This window comes from Novosphingobium sp. (assembly GCF_965214355.1).
Classification (GTDB): domain Bacteria; phylum Pseudomonadota; class Alphaproteobacteria; order Sphingomonadales; family Sphingomonadaceae; genus Novosphingobium.
This window is the reverse complement of record NZ_CBDCBI010000002.1, coordinates 2,170,567-2,188,235: the sequence shown is the minus strand read 5'-3', so window position 1 is coordinate 2,188,235 and position 17,669 is coordinate 2,170,567. Positions and strand designations below refer to the sequence as shown.

The 17,669-nt window shown below is 62.4% G+C and carries 14 protein-coding genes and 1 tRNA gene; 6 read left to right on the top strand and 9 right to left on the bottom strand.

The annotated features are described in order from the left end of the window. Nucleotides 1-154: 154 nt before the first annotated feature. The 4 genes from ACOOE2_RS10345 (at nt 155) to ACOOE2_RS10330 (ending at nt 6,552) form a co-directional block, all read left to right on the top strand. Nucleotides 155-2,503, top strand: coding sequence for a TonB-dependent receptor (locus ACOOE2_RS10345; protein WP_420382924.1), 2,349 nt, complete (start codon nt 155-157; stop codon nt 2,501-2,503). Between the two features lie 175 nt (nt 2,504-2,678). After that, nucleotides 2,679-3,953 (top strand): tyrosine-type recombinase/integrase, encoded by a 1,275-nt coding sequence (locus tag ACOOE2_RS10340; protein WP_420381022.1) that lies wholly within the window; start codon nt 2,679-2,681, stop codon nt 3,951-3,953. Then, complete coding sequence (locus ACOOE2_RS10335; protein ID WP_420381023.1) at nt 3,944-6,076, top strand: tyrosine-type recombinase/integrase; 2,133 nt, start codon at nt 3,944-3,946, stop codon at nt 6,074-6,076. Before ACOOE2_RS10340 ends, ACOOE2_RS10335 begins: the two co-directional genes overlap by 10 nt. Beyond that, the gene (locus ACOOE2_RS10330) at nt 6,073-6,552 is read left to right on the top strand and encodes a hypothetical protein (RefSeq protein WP_420381024.1); all 480 of its coding nucleotides are present in this window, start codon (nt 6,073-6,075) and stop codon (nt 6,550-6,552) included. The genes ACOOE2_RS10335 and ACOOE2_RS10330 overlap by 4 nt, the downstream gene beginning before the upstream one ends. Before the next feature lie 221 nt (nt 6,553-6,773). Here ACOOE2_RS10330 and ACOOE2_RS10325 read toward each other — a convergent pair whose 3' ends face one another. The 9 genes from ACOOE2_RS10325 to ACOOE2_RS10285 are packed head-to-tail and all read right to left on the bottom strand — an operon-like array spanning nt 6,774 to nt 15,042. Beyond that, nucleotides 6,774-6,983: a hypothetical protein gene (locus tag ACOOE2_RS10325; protein ID WP_420382923.1), complete on the bottom strand. Its 210-nt coding sequence runs from the start codon at nt 6,981-6,983 to the stop codon at nt 6,774-6,776. Next, entirely contained in the window at nt 6,980-7,747 is a 768-nt protein-coding gene (locus tag ACOOE2_RS10320; RefSeq protein ID WP_420382922.1) for an MBL fold metallo-hydrolase, read from the bottom strand. Before ACOOE2_RS10320 ends, ACOOE2_RS10325 begins: the two co-directional genes overlap by 4 nt. Beyond that, on the bottom strand, nt 7,744-8,520 hold the full coding sequence (locus ACOOE2_RS10315; RefSeq protein ID WP_420382921.1) for a TatD family hydrolase: 777 nt from the start codon (nt 8,518-8,520) through the stop codon (nt 7,744-7,746). Before ACOOE2_RS10315 ends, ACOOE2_RS10320 begins: the two co-directional genes overlap by 4 nt. After that, nucleotides 8,520-10,103, bottom strand: coding sequence for a methionine--tRNA ligase (gene metG, locus ACOOE2_RS10310; protein WP_420382920.1), 1,584 nt, complete (start codon nt 10,101-10,103; stop codon nt 8,520-8,522). The genes ACOOE2_RS10315 and metG overlap by 1 nt, the downstream gene beginning before the upstream one ends. 55 nt (nt 10,104-10,158) lie before the next feature. After that, nucleotides 10,159-11,133 carry a DNA polymerase III subunit delta' gene (locus ACOOE2_RS10305; protein ID WP_420382919.1) on the bottom strand — a complete coding sequence of 325 codons (975 nt, stop codon included), beginning with the start codon at nt 11,131-11,133 and terminating at the stop codon, nt 10,159-10,161. Continuing rightward, nucleotides 11,130-11,747, bottom strand: coding sequence for a dTMP kinase (gene tmk / locus ACOOE2_RS10300; protein ID WP_420382918.1), 618 nt, complete (start codon nt 11,745-11,747; stop codon nt 11,130-11,132). Before tmk ends, ACOOE2_RS10305 begins: the two co-directional genes overlap by 4 nt. Further along, nucleotides 11,744-12,937, bottom strand: a complete 1,194-nt coding sequence (locus tag ACOOE2_RS10295; protein ID WP_420382917.1) for a D-alanyl-D-alanine carboxypeptidase family protein — start codon at nt 12,935-12,937, stop codon at nt 11,744-11,746. Before ACOOE2_RS10295 ends, tmk begins: the two co-directional genes overlap by 4 nt. Nucleotides 12,938-12,962: 25 nt before the next feature. Continuing rightward, the gene (locus ACOOE2_RS10290; RefSeq protein WP_420382916.1) at nt 12,963-13,988 is read right to left on the bottom strand and encodes an SPOR domain-containing protein; all 1,026 of its coding nucleotides are present in this window, start codon (nt 13,986-13,988) and stop codon (nt 12,963-12,965) included. Beyond that, nucleotides 13,972-15,042 (bottom strand): lytic murein transglycosylase, encoded by a 1,071-nt coding sequence (locus tag ACOOE2_RS10285; RefSeq protein WP_420382915.1) that lies wholly within the window; start codon nt 15,040-15,042, stop codon nt 13,972-13,974. Before ACOOE2_RS10285 ends, ACOOE2_RS10290 begins: the two co-directional genes overlap by 17 nt. Nucleotides 15,043-15,155: 113 nt before the next feature. Here ACOOE2_RS10285 and ACOOE2_RS10280 point away from each other — a divergent pair. Continuing rightward, nucleotides 15,156-15,245, top strand: a tRNA-Ser gene (locus ACOOE2_RS10280). Between the two features lie 172 nt (nt 15,246-15,417). Further along, on the top strand, nt 15,418-17,610 hold the full coding sequence (locus ACOOE2_RS10275) for an EAL domain-containing protein (protein ID WP_420382914.1): 2,193 nt from the start codon (nt 15,418-15,420) through the stop codon (nt 17,608-17,610). Nucleotides 17,611-17,669 lie beyond the last annotated feature (59 nt).

The following is a 17,669-nucleotide window of genomic DNA, read 5'->3' as shown; positions in this document are numbered from 1 at the left end:
TTATAAGTAGTAGGCAATAGCTTTAAATGATTTTTCAAATGCCTCGATCCCGTTCATACCCAAAATACGTTTGAAAATCAGACTTTTTGTAAAACACCATCTTGGCGAGATATTGCGCAATAAACGCATGGCCGCCGATGGGGGGAGGGACGCTATGAAATTCGTATTCCTGCGCAGCACTGCGCTTGCAGCTATCCTGAGCGCTTCGCCGGCGCAGGCACAAGCCGATCCGGCCGCGCCGGTTGCAGCGCCCGCGTCTGCGCCTGCCGGTTTGACCGATATCGTTGTGACCGCGCAGCGCCGATCCGAAAACCTGCAGAGAGCGGCAGTGGCGGTCACCGCGGTTACGGGTGATGCGCTGGTGTCTGCGGGGGTTTCCAAACCGGCGGAATTGACTGCGCTGGTTCCGGCGCTGCAAGTGCAACCGGCGTCGGGGCCTTACAATCTCTTCTATCTGCGCGGCGTTGGAAATTTCAACGGAAATGCCTTGTCCGATGGCGCTGTCGCCTTCAACTTCGATGGGGTCTATGTCGGGCGGCCATCGGCCACATCCGGCTTTTTCTACGATATCGACCGGGTGGAGGTGCTCAAGGGGCCGCAGGGCACATTGTACGGTCGCAATGCGACCGGCGGCGCGATCAACGTGTTGAGCCAGCGTCCGATCCTGGGCCAGCTCGGCGGCAATGCCTCGATCGAATACGGCAACTACAATGCGGTAACCGGCGAGGGCGCGATCAATGTGCCGCTGGGTGACAAAGTCGCGCTGCGTGCGGCGGGGACGTATGTCTCGCACGACGGTTATATGAAAGACGGCACCGACGACCAGAAGGATGGCGGCGGAAGGTTGTCGCTGCTGGCAGAACCGGACGACACGCTGAAAATCACTCTGGTCGCCGACTTTTTCCGTCAGCGCGGCAACGGGCAGGGCGGTACTCCCGTAGAACTCGGCGTGGATAGCCGCGACGGTTTCCTCTCGCCGCAGGGCCAGGCGTTCATGGCGCACCAGCCCAACACGGCGCTTGGCACGACGTTTACGCCGCTGACCATGCGGCCTCATCTCGATGACAATTACTGGGGCCTGTCGGGCACGATCGACTGGCGCACCAGCCTTGGCACCTTGACGATCGTCCCGGCCTATCGCGAAGGCAATTTGCAATTCCTGAGCGAAACGCCCGGGTTTTATCTGCGCCAACGCGAAAAGGATAGCCAGGCCAGCCTCGAGGCACGGCTTGCGTCATCGGAAAGTCACCCGCTGCGGTATCTGCTGGGCGCATTTTATTATCATGAAATCAATGACGTGCCCGAATTTTATGTCAATCAGCAATCCAATGTAAACCTGGATCAGTACCGGCAGCGCGACGAAAGCGAGGCTGTGTTCGGCCGCCTGACATATGCTGTGACACCGGCGCTGCGGTTTACAGCCGGCGCGCGTTATACCCATGAGACCAAAGCGCTGGACGGCACGTTGCAAGGCGCGGTCCGTATATGTACCGGCCAGACAGGCTATTTCCCGACTTATACCCCCGGATGCCCCAATGCCATGGCGATGCCTTTGGCCGCGTCCGTGCCGCCGCCCAATTTCAACCCGTTCGTCGATGGCACGGTGACCATCCCCAGTGCGGTCGACAACTCCGGTGCCAATGCGCTGCACAACAGTGTCGGCAAGGTGACATATCGACTGGCCGCCGACTGGGACATCAGCCCGCGCAACCTGGCCTATGCCAGTTATGAAACCGGGTTCAAATCGGGCGGATTTTACTTCACGTCGGACAATGGCGTGTTCCAGCCCGAACATATCGACGCATGGACGATCGGATCGAAAAACCGCTTCATGGGCAACCGGTTGCAATTGAATGGCGAGGCGTTTTACTGGCGTTATACCAACCAGCAGATCACGCACCTGATCCTCGATTCTGCAGGGAATGCGGTTTTTGGCACGCAAAACGTCGGCCGCGCGTCCTACAAGGGCTTTGAAATCGAAACGCGGTTCCTGGCGACGCCGACCACCGAGCTGAATGCCGATATTCAGTATCTCGATGCAAAATACGATGCATTTACCTATGCAACGCCGAACCAGAATGGCGGGCAGGGCAATGGCACGGCTTGCCCCAATGTCGGCGCGCCAGCGGCCAACTATACGCTCAATTGCTCGGGACAGACCCCGCCTTATGCGCCCAAATGGACAATCAACCTTGGTGCCCGCCAGACTATCCCGCTGAGCGATGGCAGCAAATTCATGATCGGCGCGCGTAGCCATTACCAGACCAACACCCTGACCGGGCTCGAATTCCTGCCGTCGGAAAACCAGTCAGCATACTGGCTGGTCGATGGCGATGTGACGTATGCCTTTGCCGACAGCCGGATCACGATAACCGGGTATCTGAACAATGCCTTCAACAAGACAGTGATCGCCAATTCGGGACCTGTGCCGTTTTCGTTTTACACCGCGACATCGTTGCGCCCGCCGCGCACGTATGGCGCGCGCGTCGGCGTGAAATTCTAGAACAGGTTCGCCGGCACGTCATTTCCGATCCGCCGTTCGTGCGTCGGAAATGACGTGCGCGAGCGCGGGACCGCGCTGCATCGGTATGGAGGGATCAGCGCGACGATGCTTACAATGCGCGGGTTTGATAATATTAATTATGTTAATAGCGACACCACGAGTGTCCATGTAATCTGTGTCCAGTGTGATGGGAATCGCTTGCGGTATCCGGTTTCCTTCAACAGTATCTGCGACCGTGTCCACTTCGTTCGCCACAACGCCTTGGCAGGCTGCACGCATCGAAATGCCCGGCGGTCGCAGGGCGTGGACGGTTGTGAATGACGATGGCGATGTCGTCGAAAGCCTTCGTAACTGGATCGTGCATCTCGAACAAACCAGCACTTCGCCGAACACGATCCGTGCGTATGTTCGCCACGTTGTCGACTTCGCGAACTTCATCGTCGCCAATGGCGCCGGCATCGGTGAAGCCACGGTAGCGTTGTATGACAGTTTCCTGGCCTGGCGGCTTGCGCGGCGAAAAGATGCATTGCCGAGCCCGCGGCTGATCCTGCTGAACAAGCAGAAAACGCGAATTCTGGCGCCATCGACGCGCAATCAGATCCAGCTCGCGGTCAAATCGTTTTATCGCTTCTACAATGGCACCGACGACTTCGCGGTCGACACCCGTGATGTTGCCAGGGCTTATGACGGGCACCGACTTTACAAGCCGTTCCTGGAACATATCAGCCAGCGCCGCACGACGCGGCGCAAGGACCGCTATCTGTCAGGCGATCCCGGCAAGGTTCAGCAGCAGGTGCTCAAGAAGCGATTGACGCCAGGCGAGGTGTTGCGGCTAATCGAGGCTTGCGGGCTCGCGCGCGACGCGTTCCTGATTGTGCTGCTCTACAACACCGGCCTCAGGATCGGTGAAGCGCTGGGCTTGCGCCACGTTGACATCGATCTTGCCGAAAGGGTCATCTGGGTCGTTCCGCGCGAAGACAATGCCAATGAGGCCCGCGCGAAATCCGGGCGCACGCGCGGTGTGCCGGTGCACGAATACGTGCTGAACATGTACGTCGATTACCTCACCAGCAACGAATATCTGCCGGCGTTCGAGGCCGGCGCGGAATATGTCTTTGCCAATGTCAAAGCCGGCGCCATCGGCCATGCCATGGGCCTGTCTTACGCGCAGAAGCTCGCGGGTATGCTGAGGCAGCGCACCCATATCGCCTTCAGCTGGCACATGTTCCGCCACAGCCATGCATCCGAAGCGATCGCGGCGGGATACAGCCTGCTCGAAGTGGCTGATCGCCTTGGGCATGCCAGCCCGCAGACGACCGCAGCGTTCTACCAGCACCTGTTCGCCTCGGAAATCCGCAGACTTTATCTCACAGGTCCCAACGAGGTGCATGAAAGACTTGGGAAACTTCGTGAGGCGGAACTGCTCGGGAAGGATTTGCGATGGGCATGACGCCGCTGGCGGTAGTCGGCGGCACACCGCACGATACCGATCGCTACAGCAACTGGCTTGAAGGGCGTCTTGCTGAAATATCCCCCCTCCTCGTCACCAATACCATCTGGTCGGACGCCGTAATGCGAGAGGTGTTCGGCCATCCCTGGTTGAGCCAGACATATGCAAGCCTGCCGCTTGGCGCTGCGGTTCCGGTCCTGACCAACGAGATCAAGACGTACCTGGCGGCATCCGTGCTCGACGATCGCAAGGCGGACGCCCACTGGTTCCAGCGCCGCATCCCGGTGATCCGCTATCTCGTCGAGGAAGGTGCGGACCTGCTTCGCCACTTTGAGGCGACCTGCCTTGCCGACATCCCTCACCCGGGCTTCGCGCCATCCGATAACGCGGGAGCGCGCAAATCGAACCAGCACAGCGATGCAGTGCTGGCGCTTTACGCCGCCTGGTATGGCACGAACTATGGGCAGCGCAGGCAAAGCCAGACCCGCCAGTGGATCCGGGATGGCGAAATCGTCACCACCCAGTACCGCTCACCGGAAATACAGCTGTTCGGCGATATCCATCGCTTCGCGATCATCAACCGGGCGCAGATGGCGCCGATGCATGACCGTGACATCATCCTGCTCAACGATCTCTACAGCGAAGACGACACGCGCTTCCGTGATCGGCAGCGGTTGAACGACACCTATATCAGCTTGCTGAACTTCGAGCCGTGGCTTCGCCCGCTGATGCGCGGCTTCCTGCTCGACAAGGTCGCGCATGGCGAATTGGCGCCGGCCACCATGGTGACGTTGATCTCGCGCTTGCGTCTGTTCGCGCGGTTCCTGTGCGAACAGGAAATTGCCGCCGCCGGACAAATCAACGAGCCGCTGATGGAGCGCTACCTGGCCTGGGGGAACACGCGGCACACCGCCGGCAAAAACTGGTACACCGATATCGTCCAACTCCTGCGCGCGGCGCCGGTATTGCTGCCGGGGCAGTGGCCTCGGATTGCGCTCGACAAGCGCGCGGCACGGCGCATCCGCTACAAGCAGGCGCCAGATGACCCCCGCAACCGGCTCTACGCTTCGCGTGAAGGCGCCAACCGGGCGGCGCCTCCCGAGGCCCTGGCCGCCATGGTGGCCAGGCTCGATGAACTGCCCGCGCCCATCCCTGCGATCTTCATGATCGGGATCACAACCGGGGCACGAGCGGAAGACCTGCATGCCCTGCTCTTCGACTGCCTGCGGCCCGATCCGCACGACAAGCGATTCATGCTGTTCACGTTCTGGCAGAACAAGGTCAGTCGCTGGAACACCAAGCCTTTGCTGGCAACCGATCCAGCGCACCGGACCATGATCGAGCTGATCGAAGCCCAGCAACATCGTATCCGGGCGCGGTATGGTCACGCCACCAAGTACCTGTTCCCGGTCTTTTATGGGAAACGGGAATCGTTCCTCGGCAACAACTGGACTTTGCAGGAGCTCAGAATGCTGAGCCTCAGGCACGGGATCGTCGATGGCGAAGGCAATCCGTTCGACTTCTCGTGGCATCCGCTGCGCCACCATCGCGGGACACAGATGGCAGCCGAAGGGCACGACATCCTGAGCATCATGTTCGAGCTCGGCCATGCTTCGCCCGACATGGCCTCGATGTACGTCAACAAGCGCCTCGACCTCAAAAAGAACACCTTGCTGCGCAAAGGCGGCGGGCAGTTCTTCACGATTGCCGGCAAGGTCGACGAGGCCGTCGGCGATCTCCTGCTGCGCAAGGAAACCATGCTGGCCACACGGGTTTGCGGCGGTGCCTGCACCCTGCCGGGCCAGCTTGGCGAATGGTGCGAGCATGCCCATGCCTGTCTGACCTGCCGGTTCTTCCGCGCCGATGGTGACGACCTCGAGCACTTCCGCGGCGAACGCGCCGGACTTTACGTCGCGATCGCAGGGCTCGAGCAGGAAGCCCAGAATTACGAGGAGGGCGGCCAAACCCGCTTGGCAGACATCGCTCGCAAGCGGTTGCAGCGGAACAAAGACGCTGTCCACAACACCGACACCATCGTCCGTTCCATCGAGGAGCACGGCCACTACAAGGGCGAAAAGCAGCGCTACAAGCCAGCCTCTGCTCGGGAAGACGCGAAATCATGACCATGGGACCCGATCTGCGGATCGCAACACTCAACGATGCCCGCAGCCGCCGCAGTGCAGAAAAGCGCGCCGCGGTCGAGGATGCCATCATGCGCCTGCGCGAAACGAAGCAGGTCGTGACGTTCGTGTCGGTGGCCCGCGAGGCCAAGGTCAGCCGCCAATACCTCTATAACAACTTCGTCGACGAGATCGGAGAGGAACGCGTCGAAACCCGTGCGGAAACCGAAGTAATTAACGGCAAGAAGGTCCCGCTGCGAACGCCCGAGGAATACCGGCACATCGAAGCCGCGCTTCGCAACAAGATCGATCGCCTTGAAACCGAGCTCCGCGACGCGCGCGCCGAAAAAGCCAAGGCGGACCGAACAGCCGAACGCGAGCGCGGCAAGGCTGAGCATTGGCACCAGCTCTACACAGTCGTCCTGACGCGCGTATCGGCGGGAAATGCGCCTGCTCCGCCGCCGCCGGCCGAAGATTAAACCGTCGCGCATCGATCGAGTTACGCTCAAGGGAGTTTGAAGTGAGCCGCCTGCGGCGTCTTGCACTTCCAACTCCCTTGGGCGTCCAAATTATGGGCGAAACACAGTTGACACACGTTCTGCTATCAACCGATTGAAATTACTATAAAAGACGCGACCTGGTGCTGATATATGTTAAATGAAACTAGGCAACAGGCTTGTGGTCATGGTCTCCAGGCCGATCAGCCGCCCGGCCGGAAGTGTTGAAATGCCAGCGCGGCGATCGCGATGATCGTGGCCCAGACCAGTGCCATCCAGATCAGCGTCGGCCATGATCGGCGCGACACGCCAAAACCACGTGTTACACCGCGACCCAGGATCAGCGTCAGGACCATCAGGATCGCGATCACGCGAACCCAGTCGTCGGCGGTAAACTGCGCCAGGCTGCTCATACCATGCGTTCCAGTCCGTCATAACCGCATTCGATACCGGCCGGCAGTTCGGCGCACAGCGTGCGATAATCCATTGATTTGTCGAGATGTGTCAGGATTGCGTGGCCGGCGCGTGTGCTTTCGGCCAATTCAAGCGCCATCGCGAGATGGGCGTGCGTGGGATGTGGGTCGCGGCGCAGCGCATCGACGACGAGCACATCGACTTTATAGAACAAGTCGACCATTTCAGCTGTGATTTCGCTGAAGTCCGTCGCATAACCGATTGATTTTCCGCCCTGATCAAAGCGGAACGCAGTCGATTGCGCGGGCCCGTGCGGCATCTGGCAATGGCTGATTGCCATGCCGGCAACCAGGCGCACGCGATCGAGATTTGCAAGATTACAGATCGTCGAATAGCCGAATTCACCCGCAAAGACATACCCGAACCGCATGCGCAACCGCCGCACGGTTTCATCCGCCGCATAGGCCGCGATCGGCCCGGTGCGGCCCATGCGCAGCGGCCGCAAATCGTCGATGCCATGGGTGTGATCTGCGTGGTCGTGGGTCCACAACACGCCGTCGATCCGGCCGATGTCTGCGGTCAGCAGCTGGTTGCGCAGATCGGGCGGCGTATCGACCAGCAGGCGCGAACCATCGTCGCCTTCGACGATGATCGCGACGCGCGTGCGCCGGTTGCGCGGTTCGGTCGGGTCGCAGTCGCCCCAGTCGTTGCCGATGCGCGGCACGCCGGTCGACGTGCCCGAACCCAGCATGGTCAGTTTCACAGGTCGGCTTTCCAGAACAGTTTTCGGAAATTGGCTCCGGTGGTTTCGGCCAAAGCCTCGGCGCTGGTGCCGCGCAAGGCGGCAACGTGCGCCAGTGTATCGGCCACGAACGCCGGTTCGCAGGTTTTGCCGCGATGCGGGATCGGCGCCAGGAACGGCGCATCGGTTTCGACCAGCACGCGATCCTCAGGTATTTCTGCTGCAAAGGCTGCCAAGTCCCTGGCATTCTTGAACGTGACGATGCCCGACAGCGAAATCGTCAGACCCAGATCGAGCACCGCGCGGCCAAATTCTGCCGTCGCAGTAAAACAGTGGATCAGCGCGGGGAAGGCCCCCTTCCCCATTTCGTCGGTCAGGATTTGCAGCGTATCGTCTTCGGCATCACGCGTGTGGATGATGATCGGCAGCTTCGTTTCGCGCGCGACGCCGATATGCGTGCGAAACAGCGCCTGCTGCACATCGCGATCGGAATGGTCGTAGTAGTAATCGAGCCCGGTTTCGCCGATCGCAATCACGCGCGGGTCCGCTGTCGCCGCGCTCAACACTGCCGCGCCGAGATCGGCGTGGCCATCAGCCTCGTGCGGATGGATGCCGACGCTGGCCCACACGTCGGGTTCGCGATGCGCGGTCGCGATTACCGCGTCCCATTCGCTCTGCCGCGTGGATATGTTGAGAAATCCGCGCACGCCGCGATCACGCGCGCGCGCCAGGATTTCGCCCTGCTGTTCGATCAGGCCCTTGTAATTCAGGTGGCAATGCGAATCGATCAGCATCAGTGCACGACCTCTTCTGCGGCAATTTCGATGCGCGGAAACGCGGCGACCGGCGCGCTCAGCCGTTCGCCGGTGGCGACGCGCGCCATATACCAGTCGGCGCGCGCAAGATCGGTAATCGCGCGCTGGTCTTCGGGAATTCCCAATTGATCAAGCACTTTGGCAGCGGTTTGTGGCACAACGGGTGCGATCGCGATTGTGAGGTCGCGGATGGCCATGAAGAGCGTGTACAACACCGCGCGCATCCGTTCCGGATCGGTCTTGCGCAAGGCCCAGGGCGCCTGCTCATCGACGTAGGCGTTGCAGGCAAACACAGCGCGCATCCATGCCTCGATACCGCCTGAAAAATTCAACGCGGCGAATTCGCGCGGCAATTCGTCGCGGGTCGCTTCGGCCACGATTGCCAACAGTGCGTCGTCGGCGGGCGCGCTAGAAAACGTCGCAAGTTCGCCACCGAGATTTTTGAATATCATCGACAATGTGCGCTGCACCAGATTTCCGTAGCTGTTGGCCAGTTCAGCGTTGCACCGCGTTGCAATCGCTTCCGGCGAATACGATCCGTCTTGCCCGAACACGACCTCGCGCATCAGGAAATAGCGCAGCGGGTCGACCCCGAACCGCGTTGCCAGTTCGATCGGATCTGTCACATTACCGAGCGATTTGGATTCCTTCTGCCCGCGATTGAGCAGGAAACCGTGGCCGAATACCTGTTTGGGCACGGGCAGGCCTGCGCTCATCAGAAATGCGGGCCAATAAACCGTGTGAAACCGCATGATGTCCTTGCCGATCAGATGCAGATCGGCAGGCCAGTAGCGTTGGAACGCTCCGGGGTTTTCGCCGGGCCAGCCCAGGCCGGTCAGATAATTGGCAAGCGCGTCGACCCATACGTACATAACGTGACCGCTGTCGTTTTCGCCATTGTCGGTCGGAACCTTGATGCCCCAGTCGAAACTGGTGCGCGACACCGACAGATCGCGCAAACCGCCTTCGACAAAGCGCGCAATCTCGTTGCGGCGGCTTTCCGGGCGGATGAATTCGGGATGGTCGGCATAGAGCGCGGTCAGCCGCTCGGCATAAGCCGACAGGCGGAAAAACCAGCTTTCCTCGACGGTCCATTCGACCGGCGTGCCTTGCGGGGACAGCTTGTGGCCATCGGTGCCGGCGACCAGTTCGCTTTCGTCGTAATAGGCTTCGTCGCGGACCGAATACCAGCCTTCGTAGCGATCGAGATACAAGTCGCCATTGTCCTTCATCCGCCGCCACAATTCCTGCGTGGCCTCGTGGTGGCGCGGTTCGGTCGTGCGGATGAACACATCGTACTGGATGTTCAATGCGGCGCACATATCCTTGAAGTGCTGCGACATTTCGTCGGCGAGGGCGCGTGCGGTGACTCCCAGTTCGCGCGCTTTTTGCGCCATCTTGAGGCCGTGTTCGTCGGTGCCGGTCTGCAACCGGGCGTCGCGCCCGATCGCGCGCATAAAACGGGTGATGGTGTCGGCGGCAATCGCTTCATAGGCGTGGCCGATATGCGGCCGGCCATTCGGATACGAAATCGCGGTGGTGATGTAATACGGTTCGCCCATCGCGACACGTGCTTCCTTGTTCGGGTGAATTGCGCGCCCTCCCTAAATCAAACCGTCAGGAGACGCCAGAGATTGGGCCGCTTGCGACACTGGCCAGCAAGGCCCCGATTTCCAGCATTAACAAGCCGGCGTCGTAGTTGTAGATCGGCGCCTCACGCGACAGGCCGACCAGCGCCGCATGGGCATCGGCCAGCGCGGGATAGCGCGGCGAGGCGACATCGCCCATGACATCGACCAGCACCAGGCGCGCAGCGGTCAGCGCGGCCATTTGCCGATCGCGATCGGGGCGCTGGCCGATTGCGGCGGACAATTCACCGCGCAGCGCCATGTCGTGATCGCCATGCGCGACAATCTGCTGCATGATCTGCCACACGCGGCCCAGGTTCTGCTCGGCAAAGGCAATCGCCGCGCCGGGCGCGCCTGCCCCCACCGCAATCGCCGCCTCGCGCGTCACGGTATCGAGCCCGGGCACGCCGCTATCGAGTGCAGCGCCCAGGTCCGCCGGCCCGAGCGGATGAAACCGCAGGACCTGACACCGCGAACGGATCGTGGGCAAGAGCCGCCCCGGCTGATGCACGACCAGCAGAAAAAACGTGCCCTGCGGCGGCTCTTCCAGGCTTTTGAGCAGAGCATTCGCCGACGATTTTTCCAGGACATCCGCCGCATCGATGATCACCGCGCGGCGCGCGCCCAAAGTTGGCCGGGTGACCAGACGCCGCTGCATCGCGCGCACCTGGTCTACGCTGATATTGCGCTTGGTTGCGTAGGGTTTGCCATCGTCGCGCTTTTTCACGTCGTCTTCGCTTGCGGGCAGGCGCGTCAGCCACAGGATATCGGGATGGCGATCGGTCGGTGGCTGCGACACGCCCGGCTCGGCCACAAGTTCGGCGGCGGCGGCGCGGGCAAAGCCGGCCTTGCCCAGCCCTTCGAGCCCGGTGAGCATCCATGCATGGTGCATGCGTTTGCTCGATCGCGCGGCGTGCCATTCGTGCCACGCCGCGTCATGCCCGATCAGCGTTTCGGGCGTCACGCGATTGCTGCCAACACGCGGGCATGCACCGCCCCGGGCGTTCCATCGGCGTCGACCAGCGCGAATCGCGCAGGATCGTCCTGCGCAAATTGGCGGAATGCGCTGGCGACACGCGCGTGATACCCGGCGTCGCGCCCGCCGATGCGGTCGGTTTGCCCTAGATCGCGCGCGGCCAGTCGCTGCGCCGCCAGGTCGGGTGCCAATTCCAGCAGCACCGTGCGATCCGGCAGCAATCCGCCGCTGCCGATCCGGTGCAGCGTCATGATCTGGGCATCGTCGAGCCCGCTGCCGCCGCCCTGGTAGGCCCGGCTCGAGTCCAGGTAGCGATCGGTCAGCACCCAGTCGCCGCGCGCCAGTGCCGGGCCGATCAGGCGATCGACGTGGTCCGCGCGCGCGGCGGCAAACAACAGCGCCTCGGCGCGCGGGCCCCAGCCCTCGCCCGCCGGATCGAGCAGCATCGCACGGATCGCTTCGGCACCGGGCGTGCCGCCGGGCTCACGTGTGGTAACGACGGCCACCCCGCGCGTGCGCAAGGCTTCGGCCAGAAGGCGTAATTGCGTGGATTTACCGACGCCCTCGCCGCCTTCGAGCGCGATGAACCGCCCGCGTGTCACAGCGCCGGCCGCATTCCTGCCGGCAAGCGCTGCGCCAGCGTGGCCAGGCCATCGCGCACGCGGTCGGACATCGTGCCCGTGCCGACCGCGTGCGCCGCCACCAGCGGCCTATGCTCGATCGGCTGCCCCGGCGCGCGCACGATCAGCGTCGCCACTTCCTCGCCCATCGCGATCGGTGCGACCAATGGATACTTGTAGCGGATCGTCATCGTATACTGCGGGGTCTGGCCATGCGGCACCGTCAAGGCAATCGCGTGCGGCGTGACCAGGTCGACCGAGCGCGCGGTGCCGCCCTGCACCGTCGCGCTGCCCAGTTTCACGCCCGAGGCTGCGATCGGATGCGAATCCCACGCGGCAAAATACCATTCGGCAAATTCGCGCGACTGGTCGGCGCGTTCCTTTGGGCGCGGATAGCCCCCCAGCACCAGGATCACCCGGCGCCCGTTGCGGAGCACCGAGCCGACGACACCGTACCCCGCTTCGCCGGTAAACCCGGTCTTAACCCCGTCCGCGCCGGGTACGTGGCCATACAGCGGATTGTGATTATTCTGCTCTATGCCGTTGAATTTGCCGTGCTCGTGACCGTAGAACTGGTGGTACAGGTCGCCATGGCGCGTGATCAGCGCGTCTGAAAGGATCGCCAGGTCCTGCGCCGAGACATAAGTCTGGCCCTGGTCCATCCAGCCATTGGGTGTGTTGTAATGGGTGTTGCGCATGCCCAGGCGCCGGGCCTGCTCGTTCATCATAGCGGTGAACCCTGGCACCGACCCGGCTATGCCCTGCGCCAGCACGACACAGGCGTCATTGGCCGAAACCGTCACGATGCCGTCGAGCAGTTCGGCAACGGTCGTGCTGCTGTTGTTGCCCAGGAACATCGTACTGCCCACGCCATGCCATTGGCGAAACGTGTCGGGCGTCATCGTGAACCGCTGGTCGAGGCGCAGCTTGCCCTGGGCGATCAATTCGAACGCGACATAGCTGGTCATGATCTTGGTCAGCGAGGCGGGCACGAACCGGCGCTGCGCATCGCGCGCATAGAGCACGCGGCCCGAATCAACGTCGATCATGTACGCGGTCGGCGCGGTGATTTCGGGCATGACCGTCGGATCGACGGGCGCATGCGTGCGCGCCGTGGCGGGCATGCAGCCACCGGCGAGTGCCAGAGCCAGGACGGTACGGCGAAAATTCATGCTTGGCATCAACGGGGTACAGCACTCAATCGTGGTGAAGGATAAGCGCCCCTGCATAGCCCGCCTGTTTCGCCTTCGCCAGTGCTGCCTTGGCCTGTTCCTCGCCGTTTGCCGGAATACGCACACGCCAAAACTTGCCTGCGGGCTCGACCTTGCCGCCGACTTGCGCGGCCGCCTTTTCCGCATGGTCCCGGGTCGAAAACGCGGCGACTTGAACAGACATGCGGGCCGCGGCGGCAGGTTTCGGCTCGGCGGGTTTCGGTTCGGCGGGTTTCGGTTCGACCTTTGGCGCGGGCTTTGGCTCGGGCGGCTTCGGTGCCGGTTTGGCAACAACAGGCGGCGGCAATGCAGGCTTGAGCGGCGCGACCATGGCAGGCGGCATGGGCTTTGCCGGCGGTATGGCATGCGTCACCGGCTGGGGCGCGACGGGCAGCCCTCGCGCAATCGGTTTCTGTCCCGCCCCCGTCAGCAGCGCCGATGGCGGTTCGTCGGGCGCTGTGGGTGTCGCCACGACGAGCTTGCGGCGCAGCGCGGTCAGCAGGCCAACCGGCGTCTCCATGCGATCAGGTGCGCGGCTGCCGGTGCGCAACCGTGCGCGCTCTGTTTCGGGCGGATTGACCCGGCGCACACGCACCGGCACATCGCTGCCGCCGGTAAATCCCAGTTGCGCCCAGGCATCGGGCGATAGTTCGATCAGTTGCTTGCCACCCATCGGCCCGCGCCGGTCGAGCCGCAGCAGGATCGTATGCCCGGTGTCGAGCGCGGTGACTTCGACATAGCACGGCAAGGGTAGTGTATGATGCGCCCCGCTGATGCCCGATCCTGCGGCGCCGGCGCGGGCATAACCGACCGCGTCGTAATTGAGCGTATCCGACGGGGTATAGGTCGTTCCGCCGATCACATACGGATCGCCGATCGTCACCGGGTAATCCGCTTCCGGGCCATAGGGCGCAACTGCGGCGGGAACCGGCGCGCGGGCGCACGCGGGGCCGGCGATGCCAAGGGCGAGCGGCGCCAGCAATGCAAGGCGTGCTTTAGCGGCTGATTTCATCGGCGAGCAGTCCTACCGAGAGGGCGTAGAAGTTCGAACAGTTGTAATCGAGGATGACTCGATAATTTCCGGTTAGCAGCCAGGCGGGGCTGCCGGGCCCGTCGGGCTCGATCAGCGTGGCCTGCGTGCGTGGATCGGGCCAGATTCCGCGCGTGGGGATCAGACCCGCCGCGCGCCATTCGGCAATCGTGCGCCAGCGAGAATGGCGTAAAAACACTTGCGGACAGCGCGGACTGACCAGCCGGGTGGTGATCGACGTGCGATCGAAGCCGGCCGGAACCGTTACGCCCAGCCCCCACGGCTCACCCCGGCGCCAGCCCGCGTCGCGAAAATAATTCGCAATCGATGACAGCGTGTCGGCGCGGCTCGACCAGATATCGGCATAGCCATCGCCATCGGCATCCTGCGCCACACGCAGATAGACGCTGGGTAGAAACTGCGGATTGCCAAAGGCACCGGCCCAACTGCCGACCAGTTTCGACCGAGGCACGCCCCGGTCGATCATTTTCAGCAGCGCGATGAATTCCTGCGAAAACAGCTCTCGCCGCCGGCCTTCGTACGCCAGCGACGCGATCGAGCGTGGCAGATCGTACGACCCGGTGTAGCTGCCGTAATTGGTTTCATGCCCCCAGATCGCCAGGATGATCGGTCCCGGCACACCATAGCGCGTCTCGATTCCGGAAATCAGCGATCCCGACGCAGCATAGATCGCGCGGCCCTTGGCTATCCGCCCGGCATCGACGTGCTGCCGCCGATAGGGCGCGAATGGCGGGCTGGATCCGGCCGGGCCGCCGGGCTGGCTGCGATCATGGCGAACGACATCGGGATCATAGGTCAACGTGTCGACCACCGCACGGATCGTCGCATCGCGCACGCCCTGCGCCCGCGCACGGGCCGCCAGCGTTTGCATGAATGCGGAAAAGCCGCCCTGCCCGGGCACAGGCGCGGCATAAACTGGCGCAGGGTAGCTCTGGGCGACAGCCGCGCCGGGCGTCTGCGCCAATCCGGCAGCAAGCGCCAGCGCCAGCACCAAGGGTCGTGATATCCGTGTCATCGCCGCGCTTGTCGCACAGCGCGACCCCGCTTGTGTATCCCCATCGGCGAAAAATACTTGCCATCGTGCTTCGCCGCACTATCGACGGCCCCCTCCCCGTGTATCGCGGGTGCGGACAGGTGGCCGAGTGGTTTAAGGCAGCGGTCTTGAAAACCGCCGTGGGTGGAAGCTCACCGTGGGTTCGAATCCCACCCTGTCCGCCATTTCATGTTTCCGGATGTGCACCATAACCGCGCATGCAGGATGTAAAAAATGGCGTAAAACCAGGGTGATATCGTGATCCACCGTTAGCCATCGGGTGTATTTTACCAAATTGTAAGCTCGCTGCACGTATTCGGATGCCTTGAATTGCTCAAGCTGTCGGTCAGGATCCTCGTGCGCAGTATTTACAACCGCCTGAAAACCCAGATGGCAGATGCGCAGGGCGCAGCCGCGCCGGTCAGGACACTTCGCGGAGCCGCGGCTGATCAGATGCTTGCCTCGTTCGAGACACTTGGCCTTGGCGGGTTCTGGTCGACCGATGGCGAAGGTCGGATTTCGTATCTTTCGCCAGGGCTTGTGCGCCCGCTGGTCCATGACGACGATGCCCGGGGCGAGGATTTCCTGGGTTTGTTTGCCAGCCCGCGACCCGGAATCGACGGACAGCGCACGATGCCGTTCGTATTTGCCCGCAAGGGCAAGTTCGAACGCGTGATCGCGCGCAGCATCGCCGGCAATACCGAAACTTTCTGGCAGATATCGGGCGAGCCGATCGCGACTGGCGACAGCGGTTTTAACGGGTTTCGCGGGCATATCCTCGATGTGACCAGCGATCGCCAGAATGCCGAGGAAGCGTCGCAGATGGCGACGACCGATGCACTGACCGGGCTGAGCAATCGCCGCGCGATGAGTGTCCTGCTCGAACGTACGGTCAGCGCATTTGCGCCGCAGCGTCGCGCCTGCGCTGTCCTGCTGATCGATCTGGACCGGTTCAAGCAGGTCAACGACACGCTCGGCCATGCGGTCGGCGATGCCCTGCTGAAACAGGTTGCACAGCGGCTGATCAGGGTTGTCGGCGACAGGGAGCGTATTTTTCGCCTTGGCGGTGACGAATTCCAGGTGATCGTGCCCGATGTCGATGATCGCGGGCGGCTCGGCGATCTGGCCGGCAGCATCATCAGTTCGCTGTCGGAGCCCTATACGATCGAAACCAACCGCTGCACGATCGGCACTTCCGTCGGTATCGCGGTTTCGCCCTACGATGGTGAAACCGCTGATGACATCGTGCGCAATGCCGACCTGGCGCTGTATGCGGCCAAGCATTCGGGGCGCGGGCGCTACCGGTTCTATTCGCGCGAATTGCTGGAAACTGCCGAACAGCGCCGCCATCTCGAAGAAACGATGCACGATGCGCTGGCCAATGGCGAATTTCAGCTGCTGTATCAGCCGCTGGTCAAGGCCGAAACCGGGGTCGTGGTCGGCACCGAAGCGCTGATCCGCTGGAACCATCCCGAAAGCGGGCTGATTTCGCCCGCCGTGTTCATCCCGATCGCCGAAGATTCGCAGATGATCTGTCGCATCGGCGAATGGGTGTTGCGCCAGGCGTGCGAAGACGCGATCAAATGGCCTGCCGGCACCCGCGTTGCCGTCAATGTGTCGCCGATCCAGTTTGCCGACCCATCGTTTCCCAAACTGGTGTCGATGGTGTTGAACGCCACCGGCCTCGACCCCGACCGGCTCGAGCTGGAAATCACCGAAAGCGTGTTCCTGCAGGAAACCGCTGCGACCGATGCCATGTTCAAGACTCTGAAGGGCCTGGGCGTGCGGCTCGTGCTCGATGATTTTGGTACCGGTTATTCCAGTCTGGCCTATCTGAAGACTGCGCCGTTCGACAAGATCAAGATCGACCAGAGCTTTGTGCGCGGCGCCACCAGCAATGCCGATCGCAACCGCGCGATCATCGCCGCGATCGTCACCCTGGCCGAGGCGCTCGACATGGAAACGATCGCCGAGGGGGTGGAATCGTTCGACCAGTTAACCATGGTGCGCGAGCTCAAGATCGGTCATGTTCAGGGGTATCTTTACAGCCGCCCGGTACCGGTCGAGGACCTGTTCAAGGACGTGGACGCCGCCGACTGGAAGATCGAGGCCAGCGGCCCCGCGCGCCAGCGCCACGAACGCCGCGCGATGTACCGCACAATCGGCGTGATCCACGAAGACCACTATTATCCGGTCATGCTGCGCAATCTGTCGGCATCGGGCGCGCTGATCGAAGGGCTGATCGACGTGCCGCTGGGCACGCGCCTGATGATCGATCTCGGCGACGGGCAATTCGAACTGTCGACCGTGGTGCGCACGCGGGAATCCCACCAGGGGCTGGGGTTTGATCGCGAGCTGGTCAGCGACGGCAACGGCGGGCTGTGCACGCGCCACCGGTTCCTCGCGCATCACCTCGCGGCCGCGGGCGTTCCGCGCAATGCCGACGAATTTCAGACCAAACAGGCGAGCATGCTGGCAAACGGCATCATCAGCCTGCCCCGGTTTTCGGTCGTCGCACGGAACAGCGATGGACAGCGCAAGCGCAGCTGATACGATTTAGCGCCAAATTGCGACCTGCGCTGACCTCCCGGTCAGCCGGCGTTCAGGTA